Raw genomic sequence first — 25,506 nt, 5'->3', positions numbered from 1 at the left:
GAATACGAGAAATATAATATATTATAACATTATCTAAAAAACTGTATCTTACTATGAAGTTTTTATTAAGACTTCCATACATTGACTAGCCCGAATTAGCTAAAATCAAGACCTGATAAAGTTATTTAGAACTTTATTTACCAAAAATTATTATTTTTTCGGTGTTTATTAAATTTTTCTGATCATAATTTGGTTTTTGAAAAAGTTTTTTCAGTAGAATTGTGTCCCTTAAATTTTGTGTATTAAAATTTGTAAATAAAAATTTGTTTAAAAACTAAAAAACAAACGATCATGGCTGAAACAAAACCTACAGCGACAGTTAAGGCTGCTACATCCGTTCAGGTTCAAAAGAGAAGTAATTCAATTTCATGGCTAGCTCCAGTATGTTGTATCATTGCTGGATACGTTATCTGGCGCTTTGTTCTGGGAAGTGCAAGCAATTTTAAAGTTCCAGATCCAAATGGTGGATTTTGGCCTAACCACAAAGGACCAATCGGAACATTCACTAAAATGTACGAAGGTGGTATCATCGTTCCTATTTTGATCGGTTGTTTGTTGACTGTAATAACTTTCGTAATTGAAAGATTGCTTACAATTTCAAAAGCTTCTGGTACTGGTAACAACGCTGAGTTCATCCGTAAAGTTCAGTATCACCTTGCAAACAGAAACGTTGACGCTGCTCTGTCTGAGTGCGACAAACAAAAAGGTTCTGTTGGTAACGTAATGAAAGCTGGTTTGCGCAAATACAAAGAAATGATTACTGTTACAGAACTGGATACAGAACAAAAAGTACTGGCTATCCAAAAAGAAGTAGAAGAAGCTACATCTTTGGAATTGCCAATGCTTGAGAAAAACCTGGTATTCCTTTCAACAATCGCTTCTGTAGCTACATTGTTGGGTCTGTTGGGTACGGTAATGGGTATGATCCGTTCATTCTCTAAACTGGGTGATGAAAGTGGTGGAGGTGAAGCTGCTCGTGAGCTTTCTCAAGGTATCTCTGAGGCCCTTTACAACACAGCATTGGGTATCGGTACTTCTGCAGTATCTATCATCATGTACAACGTATTTACTACAAAAATCGATAGTATCACTTACGGCATCGACGAATCAGGATTTACTTTGACTCAGAGCTTCGCTTCTTTGTACAAATAAGTAAATTATTTCGCCACACCTTATGGAAAAAGGCGATAACTGAATCTAAATAGTGAATATTAATAATTAAGTCATGCCTAGAGTTAAATTACCGCGAAAGAGCACCTCTATTGATATGACTGCGATGTGTGATGTGGCGTTTCTTTTGTTGTCATTCTTCATCCTGACAACTAAATTTAAACCTTCTGAAGCACTTGCGGTTGTAACACCTAGTTCGGTGTCTTCCAAAGTAGCGGAATCAAAAGATGTAGTTCTGATAACCATCGATAAAGAAGGAAAAGTTTATTTTTCTTTATCTGATGACGCTCCCAAAAAAGAAGTGCTCGAAGCAGTTAATACCAACAGAAATCTTGGTTTAAGCAGTGCTGAGATTGCAAGTCTTGCAAAAGCTCCTTTTATAGGGGTACCATTTTCTCAATTAAAGTCTTTGGCATCCAAAACACCTGAAGATTACAAGGGAATGAAGTTTCCTGGTATTCCGGTGCTTGATTCTGCAAATAATGAGTTGATAACATGGGTCGGCGGAGCCGTGTCTGCTTTCCAGGGTCAGAAAATGAGCCTGCAAGTGAAAGGAGATAACGATGCAAAATATCCTGCGTTCGATGCAGTTATTAAAGCATTTAAGAAAAATGACCAGATGAAGTTCCAAATGGTTACAAATGCAGAGGGTGTTCCTGAAGGTTCTGAATTGTATAAAAAGAACATGGCAGGCAAAACAGCAGAAGAGTAAATAATTTTTTTAACCAAAATATTTTTGCGATATGGCAGAAATGGACACATCAGGCGGTGGCCATAAAAAAGGCCCCGGCGTTAAGAAAGGTAAAAAGCTTTCTACACGTGTTGACCTTACGCCAATGGTGGATCTGGGATTCCTGTTGATCACTTTCTTTATATTCACTACAACAATGAGCCAGCCCACGGCTATGAAGCTTAACCTGCCTAAGGATACTGATAAGCCTGAAGAGCAGAACAAAGCGAAAGAATCCGGAGCGCTTAGTTTATTGTTGGGAAAAAATGACGTGGTATACTATTACGAAGGTATTTTAGCACCAGATGGTTCTAACTTTAAATCAGCTTCGTTTAAAGATATACGCGATGTCATTTTGAATAAAAAGAAATCAACCAATCCTAATGATTTTGTAGTGGTTATCAAGGCTAGCCCGGAAGCTACCTACAAAAACACTGTGGACATATTGGACGAAATGACCATTAACGATGTAAAACGTTACGCTCTGGTAGACATTTTTGATGTTGAAAATCAACTGATAAAAGTTACAGAAGGTAGTGCTGCAAAATAATAATGGTTGTTTTTGTGGAATTACTAATGAAATGAATCTAATTTAAAAAGCTTTACGATGGAAGTAAACAAAATATTAACCTCCGACATTCTTGACATCATTTTTGATGGCAGGAACAAGTCGTATGGTGCTTATGAGTTACGCAAGACATACAATAAGCGCATTGTAACAGCTTTGATTGTTACAGCGTCTCTATGTCTGCTTATCTTCCTGGGTTATTTCGTTTCACAAGCGCTTGCAAAGAAAACTGATACCAAAGAAATGGTAGTGCAAGATGTTCAATTGGAAGAAGTAAAACAAGAAGAGAAAAAGAATGAACCGCCACCTCCGCCTCCACCACCAAAACCAGTGGAGCCACCAAAAGTGGAGATGGCAAAATTTACACCTCCTAAGATTGTAAAAGATGAAGAGGTAAAAGAAGACGAGAAACCACCAGAAGTTGAAAAACTTGAAGATGTAAAAATCGGTTCGAAAAACCAGGAAGGTGTGAAAGACGAAGGCGTTGTAGCCCCTCCTGTATCTGACGCTGGTAAAGGTGTAGTTGAAGGTCCTAAAAAAGTAGAGGAAGACTGGGATAAGACTTTTACAAAAGTGGAAATCGAGTCTGAATACCCCGGTGGAACAAGTGCATGGGCACGCTACCTGAACAAAAGCTTAACTTACCCAACCGAAGCTCAGGAAGCTGAAATCCAGGGTACTGTAGTTGTACAGTTCATCGTGGACAAAGAAGGTATCGTGAGCGAGGTAGAAGCGATCAGCGGGCCGAAAGAATTACAGGCAGAAGCTGTTCGTGTAATTAAGAAAAGTGGTAAATGGACTCCAGCCGTTCAAAACGGTCGCCAGGTAAAAAGCTATAAAAAACAGCCGATTACTTTCCGCTTGGAATCTGAATAATATTTACACTTCAGAAATACATTAAACCTCTCCAGTTTGGAGAGGTTTTTTTATGGATATCGAGAAGATCAGCCTCATTCACGATTGCCGGTTCACCATTCACGATTCTCAGTTATTTTTGTCAATAAATCTTTTTACATGATTGGAAAATTAGCAGGTTGGGATGATACGATAGTGGCGTTGGCAACACCGCCGGGAATTGGAGCAATTGGGGTCATCCGATTAAGTGGTAAAAAGTCAATTGAAATAGTAAATGACCTTTTTCATTCCAAGGACCTGGCGAAGCAAGCTGCTAATACATTGCATGTTGGATTGTTAAAGAATAACAATGTTGTTCTTGACGAAGTGGTCCTCTCATTATTTAAGGCGCCGGCAAGTTATACCGGCGAGGATGTAATTGAAGTTTCTTGCCATGGCTCACCATATGTACAGCAACAAGTGATTGCTGCTTGTATTGAAAAAGGGGCAAGACTCGCAAAAGCAGGTGAGTTTACGCAAAGAGCGTTTTTAAATGGCAAGCTCGATCTCACGCAGGCCGAAGCGGTAGCCGATTTGATAGCAAGTAATTCTGAAGCTTCAAGAAAATCTGCACTGCATAATATTCGCGGAGGATTCTCCGGCAATCTAAAAGAATTGCGGGATCAGTTGTTGAGTTTTTCCGCTTTGATAGAACTGGAGCTTGACTTTTCACAGGAAGATGTAGAGTTTGCTGATCGCACGCGTTTATATGATCTCGTGAAAAGATCCTACGCGACAACAACCTCATTGCTGAATTCTTTTCAGCTGGGAAACGTAATTAAGAACGGCGTGCAGGTTGCTATTGTTGGAAAGCCTAATGCAGGCAAGTCCACGCTCCTCAATACTTTGCTAAATGAGAATCGTGCCATTGTAAGTGATATCGCAGGTACAACACGGGATACGATTGAAGAAGTATTGAATATCGACGGCATTTTATTTCGCCTGATAGATACCGCCGGTATTCGCGAACACACAAGCGATATCATTGAATCAATTGGTGTTGAAAGGAGCCGCGAAAAGATTCAACAGGCAGACGTTGCCTTGTATCTGTTTGATGTGAACACAAACACAAGGGCAGATATAGAAAGCATCTTGCAGGAAATCAAAAAAGAGAATTCTCAAATACTTCTGGTTGCCAATAAAATTGACAACACCAACGAAGAGTCAGTTCGTTTGGCATTTGGCAATTTGCCAAACGTATTATTTATTTCGGCTAAGGAGCATTGTTATATAGAAGTGTTGAAAGAAAGATTGGTTGATATGGTGTTGCAAGGCAATGTTCAAACGGAAGGAACCATCGTGACAAATGCCCGCCACTACGAAGCGCTGCAAAAAATATCGACTTCACTTGCAGATATTGTTAACGGAATGGATAACAAACTGCCAGGAGATTTACTTGCTCTTGATATCCGCCGCTGTCTTCATTTCTTAGGTGAGATAACCGGTGAGATTACTAACGAAGATCAGCTGGATTACATTTTTAGTAAGTTCTGTATCGGCAAATAGTAGGCTAACCAACTCTTTACTCAGGTTATTTTAACTTACTTAGTTGATTGAAGATCAACTCGCTATAACATTTTAATCTACTACATTTTATTTCCTTTTTTATTGCCTTGGATTCCCTTATTTGTACCTTTTCAAAAGTTTTTTGAAAGGTACAAATCAACTGGACAATTGGGGAGAACATGGCAGTTACAGTCAGTAATAGTCAGTAACTGGCAGTTGGTGACAGTATTAGTCAGCTAAAATGTTTAGCGCGGCTGATCGTCAATTGCATAAAAAAAGTAAGTAAATGAGTTCTAACATCCGGCTGAAAAAAATCTGTCAGCATTGTAATGAAACGTTCATTGCGAAGACAACCGTGACCAAGTTCTGTTCTGACAATTGCGCCAAACGTGATTATAAGAAGAGACAAAAAGAGGAGAAAATAACCTCGGTAATCTTGGACACCAATTACCAGTTATTAAATACCTATTGCACCGAAAAAAAAGAAAGGGATAGAGGAAGGGCAACCGTCAAGAATAAGCGTCTTGAAAAAGATTGGATCAATATCTGTGACCTTTCCGAACTATTAGGTGTTAGTGAAAGGACTTTGTATCGTGCTATCAAAACGAGTGAATTTCCAAAGGTAAAACTTGGAAAGAGATTGTTGTTTAATAAGCCAAGTGTGCTTGATTACTTAATGAGTAAAAATGAGGAGTTATGAGGTAAACTAAGAAAAAAATTATTGAAGTCAGGTAAGTACAGCTTGTACATCGATTACTATCCGCCAGTTTGGAACCCGCAAAAACAGGTGTATACCAGACGAGAATTTTTGGACCTGCATTTACATGAAAAGCCAGTTACTGCTATTGAAAAAAAAGAAAACCTATTGTATCAGGAAATTGCCGAAAAAATCTATATCAAGAGAATGAAAGCCTTGATGCTGGATGCAAATGGTCTTTACAACAAAGATGTACTGGACGCTGATTTTTTTGCCTATGCGTTGAATTTTATTCGCAACAAACAAAGAGATAAAGTTGATACTACACATTATGAAACTGCAATAAAATATTTGAAAAGATTTGTCGGCAACAATTGTAAGTTCAAAGACGTTGATGATCGACTTCTTCAAAAATTCAAAGAATATTTGTTGACATCCACATCGTTGAAATCAAAGTTTGCGAAACTTACTCAAAATTCGGCGGCATCATACTACGATAAGTTTTCATTAATCGTGCAGCAGGCATTTTTGGATAGATTTCTATCGGAAGATTATACGCTTCGTGTTCCTCGGATAAGTAATGTTGATACATTTCGTCAGATTATAGACGATGATGAATTGCAACTTTTACTTGCAAATCCGGTTGAGGATGAACTTGTATTTAGGTCTTCCATATTTGCACTATTAACAGGCTGCAGATTTAGTGCGCTCAAAATTTTGAGATGGAATGATCTTCATTATTCCACTAGTCTAAATACCTGGTATATCCATTTTATTGATCCAAAACCCGACCGTTGTTTTAAACACTATATAAATCAAGAGGCTGTCGACGTACTCGGTGAAATCAAGCAAGGCGACGGGCTCATTTTCCCCGATCTGATTTACTCAAGAATTCGAAGCAAATTAATTAGCTGGTTTGAAAAAGTGGGGTTGAAGGATAAAGCAAAGTTTCATAACTGGCGACATAAATATGCTACCAATCTTATTGAGAAAGGAGAAGATATTTACATTGTTAGCAAGATGCTTAACCATAAGCATGTTAAGACTACACAGATCTACGCCCAGGTGCCAGATACAAATAGAGCGAAAGCTGCATCAAAACCTTCATTAACTGTAAATCAAAAGATATGCAACAATTAAAGCTGGAGCAAAGACTTGAGAATATTGAAAAGCATGTTGATGAGATCAAAATGCTTTTGAAGGAATTGCTAATTGGAAAGGACGAGACCAATGAAGCGTCGAAAAGCAATGAAGTTATGAGTGTAAAGCAACTCGCTGGGTTCATTGGTCTTGATGCCAATATTATATATGCAAAATGTGCTAAAGGTGAAATTCCATTTATCAAGATTGGCAATCAATACAGGTTCAAAAAGGATGAAATACTAAAATGGATGAAAGACCAAAAGGAGGAATCTGAATTTTCGGTAGATAATTATGTAGAAAGGTATTTGCAGAAAAATGTTTTAAAAGGGTAGAGCGCCTACTAATTTTGACGATAACTAGATTGTTTAAACAGGAGTTCGGATTGGATATTTTTTTAATTGCTTGTCGGCAATGACCTGTGAAAATAATTTTTAAAAAATACTATAAACTTTGGCAAAAACGGTCTACTTTTGCCAAAGTTTAGTTTTATTTCAGATGTTTTAAACCCTTTACAAATACTAATGAAAGACTATGGACAGATCATTTTAAATGTATTGCAGTCTCAGCAAACCTTGTCAAAAAGAGAGCTGTTCTCTTATGTTTATAGTTTCGACTCCGGCGTGAATCTGTCATCATTTACATGGAAATTGCATCAATTAAAAAAGCAAGGTCTAATCAATAGTCCAAGTCAAGGGATATATAGCATCATTGCTGAAAATAATTTTACTCCCGCAATATCCTCTTCGTTAAAACGAATTCATAACAAAATTTCTAAGGAATTTCCCTATGTACAGATCTGCGTGTGGGATAGTAGATGGTTCAATGACTTAATGTTGCACCAGTTATTCCGCTACTACTTGGTAATTGAGGTAGAAAAGAATTCCGCTGAGGCCGTTTTTAATTCCATGACAGATGTAAGCAAAAAAGTTTTCTTAAATCCTACTGAAGATATTTTCAATATGTACATAGCAAACTTCAATGAGGTCATTATAGTGCAGCCGTTGATATCGGAGTCCCCCATTATAGAACAAGAGGGAGTTAGGATTGCTTCATTGGAGAAGTTGCTCGTGGACTGTGTAGCAGATAAAGACCTATTCGCTGCTCAGCAAAGTGAAATTGACTTTATTTTCAAAACAGCACGATCAAAATATTCAATAAACACAAGTAAAATAAAGCGATACGCGAGAAGGCGAAATCAGCTTGACAAAATCGAATCACTTTTAAACAAAACATTGGCAAATAAGTAGCTTTTTTGCCAAAAAATAGCCAATGATAAAATCCTCAACATATACACTGGACTGGATTACCGGCTTGAGAACCAAGCTAGGGAAAAAGGTTGACCCCAAAATGATTGAAAAAGTCATTAATGCATTAGTGCTTTTAGAGCAATTAAGGATAAACAATCTTGATTTGATTTTCAAAGGAGGTACGTCATTGTTGCTCACTTCAAAAACCCCTAAAAGATTTTCAATTGACATAGATATCATTACCAAGCACACCGAAAAAGAAATAACTAAAGTATTAGATAAAATTATTGGTAACGGGCTGTTTACTAGATGGGAATCGAACAATGAACGAAAAGCTGCTATGGAGGCACCGGTTACGCATTATAAGCTTTATTACGAAAGTAAAATCGACACAAATTATGGAGAGGAGCCTATTCTTTTAGATGTTCTTCACACACCCAACCCTTACCCTAAAGTTATTGACTATCCAATAGAACATGAGTGGCTTGAATCTGAAGGCGAAATAACGCTCGTTAAGGTACCTGTTTACGATTGTATACTCGGCGATAAATTGACAGCCTTTGCGCCAAAAACTACGGGCATATTATACAGCAAGGAAAGACCTGTTGAAATTATTAAACAGTTATATGATTTGAGTTTTTTATTGCAACATCTTTGGCAACGCTTGCTGCCATTTCTCTTACTTTGTCTACATCTTCAAACTTTGTCCCGTAACGGTCATTAAAAGTTTTCAGAATATTTGAAAGATTGTCAATATCTGAATCAGATATGCCACTTCTCATATCTGTGGGCATGGGTTGTAACTCTTCGCCCTGTTCCATTGCAATATTGTTTGTTGCTTCCAACTGCAAACGATAACTATCCATATCAATATTGTCCAAAATACCTTGTGCCATGTCGATAGGAGCTTCACCTCCTAATTTGTTTTGCAAATGACTTAAGAAGATGTAGAGCCTCTCCAAATAAGGGTTCTCAAAGGGTACGATCTGAGAAAGAAAAATATACAAACGAACATAGGTCTTTACCTTAGCTCTGAAGTCGACTTGTTGTTCGATTGCCAGGTCATTTCTGAAAATGGCAGATGAGCTGTCTAGTATTGCATGCAGTTGATCTACAGCCACCTTCCCCAATATTTTATCCGAGAAATCCGTAACTTGTTCTTTGGTGTATACCTGAAAATTATCCAAGGCGTCCTGCAGATCGAACAACTTGTTAGGATCTGTAGCATCTCCCAAAATGGTGCTTTCAAAGTAAGGATCAAACGCACTTTTAATGTCATCTGCAGTGTTGGCAAAATCTAACACGAAGGTGTCTTTCTTTAAGGGATGACTCCTGTTTAAGCGGGACAAGGTCTGCACAGCATTTACACCTCCCAATTTTTTATCTACATACATGGTATGCAGCAATGGTTGATCAAAGCCCGTTTGATATTTGTTCGCGACTAGCAAAAATCGATATTCATTTTTGTCAAATTCTGAAGGAATGGCGTTACTTGAAAAACCATTTAAGTTAGCTTCTGTTTGTCCGTCTATCTCGCCTGAAAATGCAACAATGGCTTTATAAGGGCTGTTTATTTTTCGCAGATATTCATCAAAGGCTATTTTATATTTTACAGCATTGGCTCTTGTACCTGTTACCAGCATCGCCTTTGCCAAACCGCCCATTCTCTTTTTGCGAATAACATTCTCCATAAAATTTTCAATCATCAAAGCTGATTTCTTTTTTATGGCGTGCTCATGGCTTTCCACATAAGCTTTTAATTTCTTTTGTGCCTTAAGCTTATCATATTCAGGATCGTCTTCTATTTTTTTAAGTAAGGCATAGTAACTTTGATAGGTCGTATAGTTTTGCAGTACATCCATAATAAAGCCTTCTTCTATGGCCTGCTTCATGGAGTATAAATGAAATGCCTTGAATTTCGTTTTATCACCTTCCTGAAATGGCACGCCAAACAATTCGAGTGTTTTGTTTTTGGGTGTTGCGGTGAATGCAAAATAACTCGCATTGGGCAACAGCTTTCTCGATATGATCAGGTCTGTTATCAGGTCTTCGCCCGTTATGGTATCATGATCCTCTGTTTCTATCTCATCATCTTCATCGGTTTTAGACAAAGCCTCATTTAATTTTCTTGCCATTTGTCCGCTCAGGCTGCTGTGTGCTTCGTCTATGATGATAGCGAAGTTCGCGCCAGGCAATTCTCCTATTTCTTCTACTATATGCGGGAATTTCTGAATGGTGGTGATAATGATTTTTTTACCTTCTTCCAGTGCCTGCTTTAGCTGCTTACTGCCTTCTGTAATAGCTTCCACCACGCCATTTACCTGCGCAAATTGTTTGATATTGTTTCTTATCTGCGCATCCAGCACCCTTCGGTCGGTTATCACTACTACACTATCAAAAATATTTTTACTACCCTGCTTATCATGCAAACCAACCAGCTGATGCGTCAACCACGAAATGGAATTGGATTTGCCGGAACCTGCGGAATGCTGAATCAAATATTTTTGCCCCGAACCATTTACCTGTGCGTCCGACAGCAAATTGCGAACAGCCACAAGTTGATGATAACGCGGGAAAATCAGTTTCTCCTGGACGTCTTTTGCTTTTTTGATGTGTGTTACAAAATTCTGAATAAGGTCTGTAACGCTGCTCTTTGTCAATATTTCCTTCCACAGATAATCTGTTTTGATGCCTTTGTTAAGCGGATTACCTGCGCCATTATTATTGCCTTTATTGAAGGGAAGAAAGTATGATTTATCACCATCCAGTTTTGTACACATCCATACTTCTTCGGTATCTACAGCAAAGTTGACAATAAGTCGTCCCAATCGAAACAGTTCTTCTTTTGGATCGCGGTCTTGCTTGTATTGTTTTATGGCGTGTTGTACCGATTGTTTGGTAAGTTCGTTTTTTAATTCAAACGTTATTACGGGGATACCATTGATGAACGTAACCAAATCAAGCGAGTTTCTATTGCTGGGAGAGTAGTACATCTGCCTCATCACGGAAAACAAATTGGACTGGTATAAATCCCTTGCAGTCACATTGTAATTAGACACAGGCTTGTCGTAAAACAAATGCAATTTTGTATCAGTAAACCCATCTGTAATGCCTTTGCGCAATACTTCGATTATGCCTTTCTGTTGTATCTGATCGTTGAGGCGTTTTATAATCTTTTGTTCGTACAGATCCTTATGATGTGTTTTAAGTTTGGCTACTGCTTTGGGTTGGGTGCTTTCTAAAAACTGAAAGAGCAGCTCGCTATCCAGACAGCTGACATTGTTATAGGCAGTATTTGGGCGAAGTAAATATTTGTTTTCATTTACTAAGTGGTCTGCAATAAAAGTTTCAAGTCCTTTTTCAGTAGTATTTGTTCCCATTTTGTCCCTTTTTGTTCCTTTTTGTCCCTTTATTTGTGTCAAAAAACGGCTGCTTAATCAATTAATATTCAACTAATTGGATTTAATTTTCGTCTAAATCACGTCTAAATCACGTCTAAGTCACGTCTAAGTCACGTCTAAAATCCATCCTTTGTCCTCGTTGGGTTTGATCAACTTTTCCCGCTTCATTTTTTGCAAAATATTTTTGATCTTATTTCTTTTTTGTGTCGCATCCAGCACATCAGGCAGTTTATCAAAAAGCATTTTTTCAAAATTCTCTCTTCTCCCTTCTCCAAATTTTTTAAGATAATTTAAGATCATTTTCTGACAATATTCATCGTCTATACCACGGTGTTTGATATAGTCTTCTTTTTCGCCGGTGGCTTTGGCAACTGTCGCTGATATATGAAAATTAGGTTTTCTTCCTTCTATCAGCCCTTTGTTTTTAAGTTTACTGATTTCATCATCATCGAGTGGTTTCGATTTTGAAACTTTATCCAAAGCGATAATGTCCAGAAGGCTCAAGTCAGGAATGGCTGCGACCTTCCTTGCATAGTTGATGTCTACTACTTTACCAGTGATCGTAAGTTTTACCTTGTTGCCGGTAAACTCATAATCAGGCAAAGGGAAAAACTTTTTTCGCTGAATATTGAACATGCGTTTTATACCACTGCCAATGGCATCTATCATATTCAGGTTGATCATCGCCTCTACCAAAAAGGGATTTCGGTAAGTGGGTTCCGGTGCATCTGAAATAACAACTTCTTCTACACTGGATGGAATGAATTTACCGGAATTGATAAACACAAGCTTGCCGTCTTCATGCTCCACCACATTGATCTTACCACTTAAGGTATAGTCCTGATGAGCAATACAGTTGTTCAGCGCCTCTCTTATAATGTAGGCATCATACTGATCCACCTCTTCTGGGAAAAGTGTGCCCTCGGGCAGGTAACGGTATTTCAGATTTCTTATCTTCTTATACACTTCCTCTGTATTCAATAGCAGGGGGCAGGTGAAGTGCTGGTAATCTTTTTCCATATTATCCTTGTCCCGCAATATCCACGATATTTTAGCGGTAGCGGGATTGATAAAATGTTCTGATTCTGATTTACCCAATAGCAATATGGCCGTCCTTGTGATTTTGCCTTTGATGGTGATCTTTGCTTTGTTCAAAAACGTAGCATCATCCCATAGTACGATCTCTGATGCTAAATGTTGATTTTTGCCCGCGTAATTCGCTCTTGCTTTTTCAATAGCTTCTTTGGACAAGTCATTGATGGTTGCATTTTCCACAATGCCGGCACTCCAGTCCTTCGCCGCCTGTGTCGTACAATTGTTTGATCCTGTAGAAGCTGTCTCGACTGTAACCCATCAGCTTACATGCCTTCGTTACATTGTTCAAGTGGTCAGCTAAATTCAATAAACCTAGCTTGGTTTTGATTAACTTAGATTCTTGATTCATAATCTGACATTTTGGGGTGATTGAAAGTGTGGTAACTTAAAGTTACCCCAACTGTCAGATTAAATCTTAACTTCTACATGTAATTATAATTATTTAATTAAAAAATGCTGTGTCCCACTTGTGCTAAGGTTGTTTGATTTTACCAATAGTATATTTCCATTCAGATAAAATCCAGATGCGGCTGTGTTGAACTCAATCATCGAAGCACATTGTTTCAACTGTTTTGTGTTTTCCATCACTGAAGCAACTTTAGCCATATTGTGTATTTGCAATACATAGTTGCGCGTTAAGTATTTGCCTTTGTAGTCGCCTTTGGCAGCATTAACTGTAACAGTTGTTTCTTTACCCGCGATAACAGTAACTAACGTTTTAGCAGATGCACCATTTCTGTGTTCTCTTGTCAATCCATCATCTTCGTATAAATTGAACATCGATTTCCCTGAAGGAAAAATGTCCAATGTTAATGTGTCAGCACGGCGCTCTCCATCATAATTCATTTGTGGATACATGGGAATAATGGCGCCTGCTTTTACGAACAGCGGTAATTTATCAAGAGGCGCATCATAATTGTTGATCCATTTGTTGCCGGTATACTCCGTACCATCCCAATAGTCATACCATTTGCCTTTTGGCAGATAAATGCTGTCGCGCTTGCACTCCTTTTTGTACACAGGAGCCACCAGGAAAGATTCGCCTAACATGTATTGGTACTGCGTTTGCTTGCCCCAGGTAATAGAATCTTTTGGAAATTCCAATACCATTGCTCTTACTGTAGGCGTGCCTTTCTCGTAGGCTTCATTGCAATAAGTGTACATATACGGAGTGAGACGCAATTTCAGTTGTAAATACTTTCTGTTTATAGAAGTATAGGGTTCGCCATATACATATGGTTGCTTGTCTTTTTTTGCCCATCCGCTCATGGTCATTAGTACAGGCGTAAAGCATTTCCATTGCAGATCTCTTACGTAAGTTGAATCACTTCCTCCGAAGATGGCATCAACATCTCCTGTAGCACAGTTTTGTGCAGACAGTCCTGAGCCGATAACGGTAGGTATATGAAAGCGAATGTACTCCCAGCTTGATGACTGATCTCCGGTCCATACTACACTATAACGATGTGTGCCTGCCCAGCCCATCACGCTCCACACAAAACCACGGCCATCACTGTTGTTCTCAATACCGTTATAAGCAGCCTTGCATCCATCCAATGCATATTTGTAACCCGGGCCCACCCATGCCACATCCAGTTTGCATAATCTTGAGCCTAGTTGCCCCACTTCACGTGCTATTTTTTCTACGCCGTTTTCGGTCCATAACCCCGTGTAGAAGCCGCGTTTATGAAGTTCGTTAATAGTAGAATCCAGTTGTACGTATCCGCAACCATAACCATCATTAGGCAAAATCCAACCACGGGGCATATCGTGTTTGATATATTCATCTGCAACCTTGGTTATTACATCAGGAGTTGTTCCCTTAAATCCTGTTCCTCCTTTTGTGCCTCTGTTGTAGCAATTGGCATCGCCCATACTTAATGCCCAGCGAGGCATTAAAAACGGCCGGCCGGTTATACGCGTATATTCTTCTAAAATATTTTTTAATGATCCGCCTGTAAAATAAAAGGCGTCGAAACGGTTTTCGTTGTGCGTAAATCGCATGTTTTGTTTAAAGCTGTAAATGCCCGCATCAAAGGTGTTTCTCAAAACACCGTAGCCATTTGAGCTCATGTAAAAAGGAACAGGATTGGGTCTTCCTCCGTTATCCCAGCCACCACCTTTTTCAATCATCATTTCTGTATCCCGGTGAGAAAAATATCCGTTCTGCATTCCGCAGCCATAGAAGTATTCATTTTTGCTGCGAGACATAAATTGCGTGGTGCGTGGACCAAATTCCATCGGTTTGCTTTCTTCCCAAACGACCTTTGTATTGGAAGCATCATACAAAGCAAAACGAATAGCTTTTTTGTATATCCTGAGTGCCGTTGTTTTGGTATTTAATAAAACATAGGCTCCCTTATCTGTTGCTTTTATAGAAGGCAAATTTTGCGTAGGCAGGTTAATTACAATATCATCCGGAGCAGAAAAATTTCCATCGGGGCTAAACCATATCCGGAAAATGTCATCAGCATAATAGGCTACTTTAAATTTGGATACACCAGAAATAATTTCACAAACATTATCAGACACTTTATATCCCGTCATATTTCCAATGGATAATGCGGAGGAATTTATTTTTACAGATAGGTTGTCATTGGCCTTGTTTTCATCTCCTTTAAGGTTTACAGAGAAATGCAGTTTATGAACAGGAGAATTTGTCAAATCAATCGCAGGAAAACTAACGACTCTTTCTTCGTTGGGCTGTAGTGGATGGATCTTTGCGTCTCCAGTTACTTTTAGCTCTTTACCATCTACATCGGCCAGTACATCAAAATCCGTTGAAACGGTTGCCGTTCCTGAGTTTTTAATTTTAATTTTCAGTACATCATTCTTGGTAAACTTATTATTTTCTTCGGTATGAGATGTTAGCTGCAATACCGATAAGTCATTTTGATAGGCTTCTGCCAGTTCCACATCATCAACCATCCAATACCAGCCCATAAAACCTTTCCAGTAAAAACGTATGTAAACTGCAGGCTGATTAGCTGCTATATCTGTAATATTCAATTCTTCGCTTAACGGTGTGAACATATCAGTTGCAGAAGGAACATTGTTTCTTACATCATAATCTTTCCAATGCTTTTTATCTGTACTGATTCCAACAAACAAACCTGCTGAATCTTTTTGTTTATAATCCCACCAGCGAAATTTTTGCTGGAACCTTAGTATAACAGAATTTTTCCCTGTACAATTAATGGCTTTAGAGATTACGTAACCATCGGGATATTTTTTCTTTTTTGCCCAGCTGTCTACATCTTCGTCTGTGAAATAGCCGGCCTGGAACATTAAGAACGATTTCCGGCTTTTAGAAGCAATAGGAGGTGCCTGTTGCTGGTATTTATATGATCCCGGAAACGGCTGGTCGGTTACAATCCATTCGGGGTCCCATTTTCCAACCTCCGGAAATTCCCATCCTTCAGGTTTTGCACCCGAATTAAAATTTTCTTTCCAGAATGTTTTTGTGTCGTCCTGCTTTTTCTGTGTAAAGCCTGTGTGCCAGGACAGAGAGAGTGTGATTAACAAGAAAGAAAAACCAAATACAATTTTCATTATTGGCGTTTTAATTAATTGAGGTTAAAAGGCTCCAAACTAGAGCTTGGTTTACATTATTGATACTTTACTACGTACGTTTTACGAAATAATGGTCCCCTTGTTCCCGCTGTACGCATGAACGGTATACTCATTTTTACCAAACTTAGTTAAGGAAAGCGCACATTTGTTACGCAACCGTTTGATTAAAATTATTTACGCAAACGGTTGTTTGCACTTTAATTAACACTATAAAGTACTTTTAAGCGTGAACCGAAAGGTTGTAATTGCCCTATCAACAAAATAAAAGAGTAGAAAATTGCCTATGACAAGTTTATCAAACCCCAGATTAACTTCACCTGGTTTCATAAAAAGGATGGCTGCCGTTTTTTGTTTGTTTGCATGTATAGTAACTGCGAATGGGCAGTCTTCCGAATATATAAGGGAAGACTCGATAAGAAAAATCATGCAGAAAGTTGCCGAATGGCAAATGTTACAAAAGAATGCCGGCAACACAACCGCCGATTGGGAAGATGCTGTTTTATACAATGGTATGGTGGAGTACGCAAAATGCAACAGCGATAGTACAGCTTTTAACTGGCTGAAAGGCGTTGGAAAAAAATTACATTGGGCTCAAAACCTGGAGGTCAATCCGTTTTTACGTTATCACGCAGATGACTACGCCGTTGGGATGATGTATGCGCAAATGTATCGCGCCTTCAACGATAAGGCCATGTATCGCCCCATGGAGAATTACTTTGATTTTATATTGATGTATCCTTCTACACGAAGCCTTAAACACACTTTTGAGCCGCATAGTTTTTGCACCGAACGGTGGAGCTGGTGCGATGCCTTATTTATGGCGCCTCCTGTGTGGGCCAAAATGGCAACTATTACAGGTAAAAAGCAATACATGGAATTCCTCGATAGCGAATACCATTACACCTATAATTACCTCTACGATAAGAAGGAGCATTTGTTTTACAGGGATGATGAGTATTTCAACAAGAAAGAAGCGAACGGACAACAGGTATTTTGGGGCAGAGGAAATGGCTGGGTGTTAGCCGGTTTGCCGATGATCATCCAGGAACTACCTGCTGATTTCAAAAACAAAAAGTTTTATGAAGAGTTGTTTGTTGAAATGGCAACAAAAATTGCGTCGCTACAAGGCAAAGAGGGTTACTGGCATGCTAGTCTCCTTGATCCTGATAGCTATCCCAATCCTGAAACCAGTTGTACTGGCCTCTACACCTATGCCTTGGCTTGGGGAGTAAACAATGGATACCTTGATAAAAAGAAGTTCTTACCAGCAGTTAAAAAAGGATGGCAGGCATTGGCAAATGCAGTTGACTCCGATGGTAAATTATGTTGGGTACAACCTGTTGGTGCCGATCCAAGAAAGGTTACTCGTGATATGACCGCAGTATACGGAGTAGGCGCTTTTTTAATGGCAGGCACTGAAATGATTCAACTTACTGCCAAACACTAATTGAAAACAATACCAGGATGAACAAACAATTGAAGCTAGTCTTATGTACCCTGTTTTTGTGGGGTGGAATATTTCACGTTAATGTAACGGCACAAAAGAATAAGGAACCTAAGCCGGCCGTAACAACCGGACAGCAGGATCGCGAATACTGGAGCAATTTGTTGTATAAAATGGCTTCGCCGGTGATATTTAACCTGGCCAATAATACATTGAGGAAAAATATGCCTGTTGAAGTACCGCCAGGTGCAAAACCCGATTTTTATAAGAAAGTAACTCATTTGGAAGCCGTTGGTCGCACCATGGCTGGAGTGGCACCCTGGCTTGCGTTACCGGATGATGATACAAAGGAAGGAAAGATGCGTAAGGAACTGCGTTCAGCACTACTGAAAGGTATCGTTAATGCAGTGGATCCGGCAAGCCCTGATTATTTGAATTTTAGAACCGAGAGCCAGCCGATCGTGGATGCGGCGTACATGGCACAGGCATTTTTAAGAGCGCCTAAAGCCCTGTGGGAGCCTTTGGATTCTCTAACCAAGAGAAGAGTAGCAGAAGAGTTTAAAGCTTTACGTACCAGGACTGGTGCTTATAACAACTGGTTACTATTTGCCGGTATTAATGAAGCTTTCTTAATGTCTATTGGTGAGCAGGCTGATCCTGTACGTATTCAATACGCACAAAATAAAATTAAAGAATGGTATGTAGGAGATGGATGGTATAGTGATGGACCTTCCTTTAGTATGGATTACTACAATAGTTATGTTATTCATCCTATGCTTGTCGATTTTTTTAAAGTGCTGTTAGCAAAAAATAGAGTTAAAGCAGAAGACTACGACCTTGCTTTGAAACGCATGATCCGTTATTCAGAATTTTCGGAGCGGATTATCAGTCCAGAAGGAACTTATCCCGCATTTGGTCGTTCCAGCACTTATCGTACAGCGGCGTTCCAGGCGCTGGGCCAAGTGGCTTTGATGGAAAAATTACCGGAGTACATTCAGCCTGCACAGGTTCGTTGCGCTGTGAGTGCAGTAATGCACCGCATGTATGACCAGTGCAATAACTTTGACAGCAATGGCTGGCTGGTATTGGGCTTCTGCGGTTCGCAACCTATGATTGCTGATAGCTATACTTCAACCGGAAGTTTGTACATGGCTACTTTAGGATTCTTACCGCTTGGCTTACCTGCTGATAATAAGTTCTGGACTGATCCCGCTGCTGACTGGACCTCGAAGAAGGCGTGGAACAGTCAATCCTTTAAGAAGGATTATCATGTAGACTATTAGCATGCGTACAGTTCATCGATTATGGGAACTGCAAGTTGCTATCGTTGATTCGAAAGTGAACCATTGCATGAAATATTAATCGCACGCAACATTATAAAAGAACATACAAGTGAAGACACTCCTATATACCCTGCTTTTTTTAGGAACAATATTGCCCTATAATCTAAAAGCACAAAGTGAGCTAAGTGGCGATGCAGGTGTATTGCCCTGTCACTTAAAAGAAAATCCACTGTATCAGCAGGAGAGAGACAGGATCTACCTGCTAATTGAAAAGCAAGTGCATCACCTTCGTGGCGAAATGCAAAACTGGAAAGGCGATTCTTCTATGAAGCTAATCACCAAAAGCGGATCAGCAGAAGCGTTCATTCGTCCAAACGCTGCTTGTGCAGCCAGTTTGTCTTTTCTGTACCGTTTTGGAAAATATGATGAAACCGCTGTTGGAATATCAAAAAAAGAAATGTTGCAGAAAGAAATTATTCCTATGCTCAGGTATATGGTGCGTACACATAAAGTAGGAGATTTAAAAACAGAAGACGGCAAAGCGTGGGGAGATGCTTGGCAATCGGCACTTTGGGCTTCCCTAATGGGAGATGCCGCCTGGTATGTATGGGATGAACTGCCGGCTGATATTCAAAAAGGAGCAAGGAATGTTGTGGCACATGAAGCAGACAGGATCGCAGCCGACAATCCTCCACATCAGCTTAAATTAGATAGCAAATCAGAAGAAAATGCGTGGGACAGCCAGGTGATTTCTTCAGCATTGTTGCTAATGCCAAATGATTCACGATATGCCAGATGGGAAAAAGCGCTGCAAAAATGGGCCATGTCCAGTTATCAGCGTCCAACCGATTCCACTGCAACCACCATTGTAGACAACGTACCTGTATCAAAACAATTTAACGGTGCCAATATTTACAACGATTTTACTTTGGAGAACCACGACATTGTTCATCCTGATTATATGGGTGCCTGGATTCAGAATGCAGAAAATGACGTCTATTATTTATTGTCGGGAAGAAAACCACTTCAGGCTTTTTTATACAATCTGCCTCAGATTTATAACAATCAAAAGCGATTGTTTTTACCCGATGGCGGCTACTGCTATCCGAACGGTCAGGATTGGGCAATATTCAGGAATGCCGACTGGATGCCCGCACACGCAGCAGCCGTAGCAAGATTTAACGACCCCGAGGCGGTTTATTTTCTGAGGAGCGGGCTTGAAGCTGCAGAAAAAATGCAACAAAGAAATCAAGACGGAGCCATTTATGCACCAGGCGAAAACTATTTCCCTTCCGCCCAGGGACACTTAAGCTATTGGTTGGCGCAAGCATGGCTGGAGTTACAGTTTGCACAAAAAGAATTACGGCCTGCCTTGCAAAAAACGGGGATCAACTATTTTGTTGATGGCAAGATTCTTATCAACAGAACGAAAAATGCATTCCATAGTATTTCCTGGGGAGAAAAAATAATGATTCAGTTAATGCCGCTCGCAAAAGATCATATTATTTCCCCTGATCAGCGAAACGGCATCGGATCTATATCTGTAAATGATACACTGCAGCGTGTTGTACTAAAATCTGTCGACGTAAAAGAAACAAAAAACAGCTTCGTCGTAAACATGGTAGTGCAGCATGGGAAATATATTCAAGCAGATATTAGATGTGAATCAGATGCCGATGGACAATTAACGATCCGTGAAAAACTTACGGCATTAAAAGACTGCTCTACTAATTCTGTAGGGACACTGTCTTTTGGTATTCTCAACAACCCAAACTGGGTGTATGAAAAAGGATCGAGAACACTAAAATTGGATTCGCAGGAATCCAATGTAAAAGCGGCATCTGGACAGATTTATCAGGCCGTAGCAAAATCTGTGAAAGTAGATCAATTGAATTTTGACATGGGGGCGCCTTCTAACGTTGTTTATAAAGCAGCCACTAAACTGCAGGCCTCACGCTACACAGATGTGCTTGTTTTAAATGCTATACAAGGCAAACACGAATGGAAACAAGGAGCTGTGCTCTCAGAAAATACGGTCAGCATTACTGCGAGATGAAGATGAATGGAGCAGAAGTTTTTATCGGTTCTTATTGTGATATGCTGTAGAAACTATCTACAGCATATTTCTATCAATCAGCTCCAATACATTATACTTTCTTTTCTCGAATGAATTTGAAAGAACAGCATTGATAATTTTTTTGACACCATTGACGTATGAATCATGCCCGAGCACTTTTGTTTCAATGATTACCTGGTCGGGCCCATCTTCAATAATTATTTTGTGATAGGCGTGTTTGCCAAGATATTCTGCAGATATGCCCACTTCATTTAATTGGGTCTCTGCATCTCTAATGGACTGGATGTCATTTGCAGGAAAGTTCAATGAGTTAGCAAAGTTGTAAGCCGTACCAGGAACAGATTGTTTCGCAGATTGATGAGATTCTATAATGGAAATTTTATCTTTTGAAAAATACTGCCCATATAGTTTCAGCATGTTCATTGTCTTCAATAATAAAATTGAAGTATTTGGACAGACGATCAATGTAAAGTCCGCCTCCATATTTTCGGTTGAAAGACCCGTTGAAAGTTCCACAAAGATGGATCCCGTTTTTTTGCAAAACGCAATGCACTCGTCCAATTGCCTGCCCGAACCGGCGTGAACGACAATCGCTTTTTCGTTTGTTGTTGCAAAATCAGTTTCCCACTTTTGTACTTCACATGAAGGAAATGATATTGATGCGGATAGTATTGCGCTTGCCAATTTGCCTGAGCCTGCGATGAATATTTTCATTTTGTTTTCTTGAATAGAATCGAGTTGTAATCTGCAAAATTAGCTCTTAGCACTCAGTTGTTTTAGAAAAATATCAATCCTTGTCTTCTGCCTGAGGTGATGACGGAAATGCATTTCTGCAAATTGCAGCCAATCTCCTGCACTAAAGTAATTCAATCCCGGATGCTTTGTTTTTCCCTTATAATTGCTTTTCGCCATTAGAGCGGCCGCTTCATTCATTTTAATTCTTAGAGAGAGCATGTCCGTATGCAATTGCTCCTTACTTGCGGGTTGCATTGTTAGCGCATTTGCTGTAGGGCCCTCAATTAATTTATCGGGGAAATCATTGTTATCGAACATATTCTTTGCTGCCGCTGCAGCTTCTTCATTCATAAAATCATTGTTCGTTATACAAATGAGGATTTGATTTGCGTAGTAGTCTGTGTTTTCTATTAGGTGCATACACAACTGGCCAAGCGACCAGCTTTTGTCCGAAGGTTTCGCACAGATCTGTTCGAAGGTATATTGGTTCAATTCGGTGATCCAGTAATCTATAATATGGTTAAACTCGTCAATATGCATGAGGTGGCAAGCGCTTTTTGCAAGGTTTTATTTTTGTCAAAAAATGACCAGCAGCAATTGTTGGTAACCTGGTGCAAGTTTAAAGATAAGCATTGCGTTTCTTTATCAATAAGCAAAAAGAACTCCCGTTATGTGCAGGTATTAAATGCGCATAACGGGAGTCCAATCTGTGTCGGAGAAACCTATTTTTTTATAGTTGTTGTTTTTACAGGTTTCAGCGTTTTAAGGTAGTTGTACACCGCTGTTAATTCGTCATCGTCCATGCGCTTAAATGAATTCCACGGCATTGGGCTACCAGGAATAAGTTTGCCCATACGAAAGCGATCAATAAAATTTTTCTTTGACCAGTTAAATATTCTGCCGGTTGAATCGGGTGTAAGGTTAGGTGTGATAAAGCCCTCCACCTCACCGCCACCGCCAAAGGGCTCACCAATGAACGCTCCGGAAAGGTCTCTTTGTGTGTGACAACCATTGCACTCTGCAACACTTAGTGCAATATATTTTCCGTAGGCAGCAGTCGTATCTTTTGTCACAGTTTTAGGCACATTACCGGTAGGGCCAACTGGTTTTACCAAAAACGCTTTCACAATGTTTCCCATTATATTCAGTTCATTCTCAGGCACCTGATTTCTTACAGGTTTTTGTGCACGTAAATAGGAAATGACTGCTGTAAGATCTTCATCGCTCATATTGTGAAAAGGCATGAAGTCGTACACCGCTGCACCGTTTGGATGCACGCCAAAACGCAATACCCGTGCTATTTCACCATCTGTAAAATTACCTATGCCCGTTTCTTTATCTGGTGTAATATTTTTAGAATATACAGTTCCCAATGGCAGGGCAAACTTAAAGCCACCTGTAAGTGGCACTTCCTGGCCAAGCTCATAAAGTGAGTCAACATTCGCGGTGCTGTGACAATTGATACAATGCGCAGAGCTGAACACCAAATGCTTTCCCCTGGCAATAACTGCCGAATCAGCAGAGGCTTTGATCTCCGGATAAGGCGCCTCATATCGCAAGTCTTGTCTTGATGCCACCGTAACTGTAATGCCCGAAACGATAACTAGAAGCACAATGAATGTCCATTTTAAAATTTTTTTCAACTTTCTCATAACAAGGAGTGGTAAGGTTTGGTAGAACCACGCCACAAAGTAGAAATGGTAAAAGGGCTATGCAATGAGAGAGGGGATGAATCGTTGAAGCTGGCGTATGAACTGAAAATTTGGGAATATGGAAATATATAAATTTGAAAATGCTGAACTGCTGCGTCCCAAACATCTACGCAGATTGAGTAGTTTAAGATGGCATGATTTTTTAAACGGTTCCGTAAAATAATTTTATGAGAGACTGGCTAAGAACATTACTCGCCGGTTACGGCGCATATAAGTGGGGCGGAGGTTGTTTGGGAACAATCGTTGTTTTCATCATTCTTTACTGGCTTTTGGGGCATGTGGGATGTAACTAAGAATAGAACGCAGATTGTCATGATTTAATATGATTTGAGATTTAAAATTCGACCGCGGCACCTAATCTCAAATCTCACATTTTAAATCATCCTAATCATATTAAATCATGACAATCTGCGTTCTTTCTCTCCTGTTATTATCTTTGAAATATGTACACCAAACAAGAAGCCGCCTCACTGAAACAAGCATTCTGGACTGCGTTCGGACAATACATGTCATTGCATCTTTCTGCCGATGGCGGAAAGGCGAATTGGATCAACTATAAAACTGGCGAAAAGAATATTTACTTCAGGATGAATGCTGGCAATAAAACGGCTTCTATTGGTATTGAAATAGCTCATCCTTCCGATGGTATTCAACACTTATACTTTGAACAATTCGAGCAACTAAAAGCGGTTCTTCACGAAACATTAAATGAAGAATGGATCTGGCAAAAAGATGTACAGGATGAAACGGGGCGCTACATATGCCGCATTTACACATTTACCGAAGGGGTAAATATTTTCAAAAAAGAAGACTGGCCTGCAATTATTTCCTTTTTAAAACCTCGCATTCTCGCACTTGATGACTTCTGGGTTTCAGCGAAATATGTTTTTGAGGCACTACGTTAAAACCACGTCACAGTGGGCTACGTCATTAATTTCAAACTGTTTATACTAACTTGGCCCACTCTTAATGCGGCATTAAAACAACCAAATATCAGGACTCATGAAAAGAACGCTTGTCTTATTTTTTTTACTTGTATCTGCAATGGCGATTGCGCAACCAAAAGTTGATGTTGACAAACAGATCCAGCTTTGTGTGAATCAATATAAGGGGATGCTTGCTGTTTGTACAGATACCACGCTGTTTCCGCAATCAATCAGCCCGGATGGGTCTTTGTATAAAAGAAAAAGCGATTGGTGGTGCAGTGGTTTCTTTGGCGGTTCGTTGTGGTATTTGTTTGAGGCAACAAAAGATGACAGCTTAAAACGTGCGGCCGAAAAATGGACGATGGCGGTTGCCAAAGAGCAATATAACAAAGGAACCCACGACTTAGGATTCATGCTGTATTGTCCGTTCGGAAATGGTTATCGCCTTACGAATAACCCAACTTATAAAACAGTTATGCTGAATGGCGCCCAATCTTTATCGACAAGATTCGATCCTAAAGTGGGTGTTATCAAATCATGGAACAACTTCAATGGCTACAAATACCCGGTGATCATCGATAACATGATGAACCTGGAATTTTTATTCTGGGCAGCAAAAACTTCTGGCAATAAAAAGTTCTATAACATTTGTATTTCACATGCTGACAAAACATTGAAAAATCATTTCAGACCAGATTACAGCAGCTATCATGTAGTGTGCTATGACAGCGTAGGAAATGTGATGGCAAGAAAAACAGCGCAAGGCTATGCAGATAGCTCAGCATGGGCGAGGGGACAGGCCTGGGGGCTTTACGGCTACACAGTAATGTACAGGGAAACAAAGGATAAAAAATATTTGGACCAGGCGGTAAAAATAGCCTCGTTCTATATGAACAATCCAACTTTGCCTGCGGATAAAATTCCTTACTGGGATTTTAATTCACCGTCAATTCCAAATGATGTGCGTGATGCGTCTGCGGCTGCCGTTGCTGCCTCTGCACTACTTGAATTAAGCGGATATGTGAAGAAAGACAAAAGCAAATCTTACATAAACTTTGCAGAGCAGGTTTTGCAAAACCTTTCCGGTCCGGAATATTTCGCAACAGAAGGTAATCAGCATTTTATACTTAAACACAGCACCGGGCACAAGCCTGCTAAAAGCGAAATTGACACTCCGATAATTTACGCTGACTATTACTACATAGAAGCGCTACTACGTTACAAGAAACTTATGGCACGCGGATAACATCTCAGCTGTTGATTTTATTCGGGCAGGGATTGTGCGGAGGAAAGCGGATATTTGTG

The 25,506-nt window shown here is 39.6% G+C and carries 22 protein-coding genes and 2 pseudogenes; 17 read left to right on the top strand and 7 right to left on the bottom strand.

Annotated elements, in window-relative coordinates:
• Positions 1–291 precede the first annotated feature (291 nt).
• From QJ048_RS21780 to QJ048_RS21730, 11 genes and pseudogenes are all read left to right on the top strand, one after another.
• Positions 292–1,152, top strand: coding sequence for a MotA/TolQ/ExbB proton channel family protein (locus QJ048_RS21780; RefSeq protein ID WP_282336549.1), 861 nt, complete (start codon positions 292–294; stop codon positions 1,150–1,152).
• Positions 1,153–1,225: 73 nt separating this feature from the next.
• Positions 1,226–1,882, top strand: a complete 657-nt coding sequence (locus tag QJ048_RS21775; RefSeq protein WP_282336547.1) for an ExbD/TolR family protein — start codon at positions 1,226–1,228, stop codon at positions 1,880–1,882.
• A 31-nt stretch (positions 1,883–1,913) separates the two neighbouring features.
• Positions 1,914–2,450, top strand: coding sequence for an ExbD/TolR family protein (locus tag QJ048_RS21770; protein ID WP_282336545.1), 537 nt, complete (start codon positions 1,914–1,916; stop codon positions 2,448–2,450).
• A 57-nt stretch (positions 2,451–2,507) separates the two neighbouring features.
• On the top strand, positions 2,508–3,344 hold the full coding sequence (locus QJ048_RS21765; protein WP_282336544.1) for an energy transducer TonB: 837 nt from the start codon (positions 2,508–2,510) through the stop codon (positions 3,342–3,344).
• Between the two features lie 138 nt (positions 3,345–3,482).
• The gene (gene mnmE / locus QJ048_RS21760) at positions 3,483–4,868 is read left to right on the top strand and encodes a tRNA uridine-5-carboxymethylaminomethyl(34) synthesis GTPase MnmE (protein ID WP_282336543.1); all 1,386 of its coding nucleotides are present in this window, start codon (positions 3,483–3,485) and stop codon (positions 4,866–4,868) included.
• A 286-nt stretch (positions 4,869–5,154) separates the two neighbouring features.
• Positions 5,155–5,568 (top strand): helix-turn-helix domain-containing protein, encoded by a 414-nt coding sequence (locus QJ048_RS21755; protein ID WP_282336542.1) that lies wholly within the window; start codon positions 5,155–5,157, stop codon positions 5,566–5,568.
• Between the two features lie 18 nt (positions 5,569–5,586).
• A pseudogene (locus tag QJ048_RS21750) lies at positions 5,587–5,766 on the top strand (site-specific integrase); the annotation flags it as partial.
• 6 nt (positions 5,767–5,772) lie between these two features.
• The gene (locus tag QJ048_RS21745; RefSeq protein WP_345774547.1) at positions 5,773–6,705 is read left to right on the top strand and encodes a tyrosine-type recombinase/integrase; all 933 of its coding nucleotides are present in this window, start codon (positions 5,773–5,775) and stop codon (positions 6,703–6,705) included.
• Positions 6,693–7,040: a helix-turn-helix domain-containing protein gene (locus QJ048_RS21740; RefSeq protein ID WP_282336541.1), complete on the top strand. Its 348-nt coding sequence runs from the start codon at positions 6,693–6,695 to the stop codon at positions 7,038–7,040. The genes QJ048_RS21745 and QJ048_RS21740 overlap by 13 nt, the downstream gene beginning before the upstream one ends.
• A gap of 189 nt (positions 7,041–7,229) precedes the next feature.
• Entirely contained in the window at positions 7,230–7,955 is a 726-nt protein-coding gene (locus QJ048_RS21735) for a DUF6577 family protein (protein ID WP_282336540.1), read from the top strand.
• A gap of 22 nt (positions 7,956–7,977) precedes the next feature.
• The gene (locus QJ048_RS21730) at positions 7,978–8,679 is read left to right on the top strand and encodes a nucleotidyl transferase AbiEii/AbiGii toxin family protein (protein ID WP_282336539.1); all 702 of its coding nucleotides are present in this window, start codon (positions 7,978–7,980) and stop codon (positions 8,677–8,679) included.
• On the opposite strand, the gene QJ048_RS21725 is transcribed toward QJ048_RS21730, so the two are convergent.
• The 4 genes and pseudogenes from QJ048_RS21725 to QJ048_RS21710 form a co-directional block, all read right to left on the bottom strand.
• Positions 8,570–11,335 (bottom strand): type I restriction endonuclease subunit R, encoded by a 2,766-nt coding sequence (locus QJ048_RS21725; RefSeq protein WP_282336538.1) that lies wholly within the window; start codon positions 11,333–11,335, stop codon positions 8,570–8,572. The genes QJ048_RS21730 and QJ048_RS21725 overlap by 110 nt on opposite strands.
• 126 nt (positions 11,336–11,461) lie before the next feature.
• Positions 11,462–12,607 carry an ATP-binding protein gene (locus QJ048_RS21720; RefSeq protein ID WP_282336537.1) on the bottom strand — a complete coding sequence of 382 codons (1,146 nt, stop codon included), beginning with the start codon at positions 12,605–12,607 and terminating at the stop codon, positions 11,462–11,464.
• Positions 12,608–12,650: 43 nt separating this feature from the next.
• Positions 12,651–12,800: pseudogene (locus tag QJ048_RS21715) on the bottom strand (helix-turn-helix domain-containing protein); the annotation flags it as partial.
• Between the two features lie 89 nt (positions 12,801–12,889).
• Positions 12,890–16,003, bottom strand: a complete 3,114-nt coding sequence (locus QJ048_RS21710) for a glycoside hydrolase family 31 protein (RefSeq protein WP_282336536.1) — start codon at positions 16,001–16,003, stop codon at positions 12,890–12,892.
• 445 nt (positions 16,004–16,448) lie between these two features.
• Between QJ048_RS21710 and QJ048_RS21705 the strand changes: the two genes are divergently transcribed.
• From QJ048_RS21705 to QJ048_RS21695, 3 genes are all read left to right on the top strand, one after another.
• Positions 16,449–17,471 (top strand): glycoside hydrolase family 88/105 protein, encoded by a 1,023-nt coding sequence (locus tag QJ048_RS21705; RefSeq protein WP_282336535.1) that lies wholly within the window; start codon positions 16,449–16,451, stop codon positions 17,469–17,471.
• A 17-nt stretch (positions 17,472–17,488) separates the two neighbouring features.
• A complete protein-coding gene (locus tag QJ048_RS21700; RefSeq protein WP_282336534.1) occupies positions 17,489–18,751 on the top strand; it encodes a DUF2264 domain-containing protein in 1,263 nt (420 codons plus the stop codon).
• Between the two features lie 109 nt (positions 18,752–18,860).
• The gene (locus QJ048_RS21695) at positions 18,861–20,807 is read left to right on the top strand and encodes a hypothetical protein (RefSeq protein ID WP_282336533.1); all 1,947 of its coding nucleotides are present in this window, start codon (positions 18,861–18,863) and stop codon (positions 20,805–20,807) included.
• Positions 20,808–20,864: 57 nt separating this feature from the next.
• Here QJ048_RS21695 and QJ048_RS21690 read toward each other — a convergent pair whose 3' ends face one another.
• From QJ048_RS21690 to QJ048_RS21680, 3 genes are all read right to left on the bottom strand, one after another.
• Positions 20,865–21,542 (bottom strand): dihydrodipicolinate reductase C-terminal domain-containing protein, encoded by a 678-nt coding sequence (locus QJ048_RS21690; protein ID WP_282336532.1) that lies wholly within the window; start codon positions 21,540–21,542, stop codon positions 20,865–20,867.
• A gap of 39 nt (positions 21,543–21,581) precedes the next feature.
• A complete protein-coding gene (locus QJ048_RS21685) occupies positions 21,582–22,103 on the bottom strand; it encodes a DinB family protein (protein WP_282336531.1) in 522 nt (173 codons plus the stop codon).
• 182 nt (positions 22,104–22,285) lie between these two features.
• Entirely contained in the window at positions 22,286–23,215 is a 930-nt protein-coding gene (locus QJ048_RS21680) for a c-type cytochrome (RefSeq protein ID WP_282336530.1), read from the bottom strand.
• Between the two features lie 227 nt (positions 23,216–23,442).
• Here QJ048_RS21680 and QJ048_RS21675 point away from each other — a divergent pair, with 227 nt between their 5' ends.
• From QJ048_RS21675 to QJ048_RS21665, 3 genes are all read left to right on the top strand, one after another.
• Positions 23,443–23,568: a hypothetical protein gene (locus tag QJ048_RS21675; RefSeq protein ID WP_282336529.1), complete on the top strand. Its 126-nt coding sequence runs from the start codon at positions 23,443–23,445 to the stop codon at positions 23,566–23,568.
• A gap of 150 nt (positions 23,569–23,718) precedes the next feature.
• Complete coding sequence (locus QJ048_RS21670) at positions 23,719–24,180, top strand: DUF4268 domain-containing protein (protein WP_282336528.1); 462 nt, start codon at positions 23,719–23,721, stop codon at positions 24,178–24,180.
• Between the two features lie 97 nt (positions 24,181–24,277).
• On the top strand, positions 24,278–25,447 hold the full coding sequence (locus tag QJ048_RS21665) for a glycoside hydrolase family 88 protein (RefSeq protein ID WP_282336527.1): 1,170 nt from the start codon (positions 24,278–24,280) through the stop codon (positions 25,445–25,447).
• Positions 25,448–25,506 lie beyond the last annotated feature (59 nt).

Source organism: Pinibacter soli (assembly GCF_029961145.1).
GTDB lineage: Bacteria > Bacteroidota > Bacteroidia > Chitinophagales > Chitinophagaceae > Pinibacter > Pinibacter soli.
This window is presented reverse-complemented; position numbering and strand designations above follow the sequence as displayed.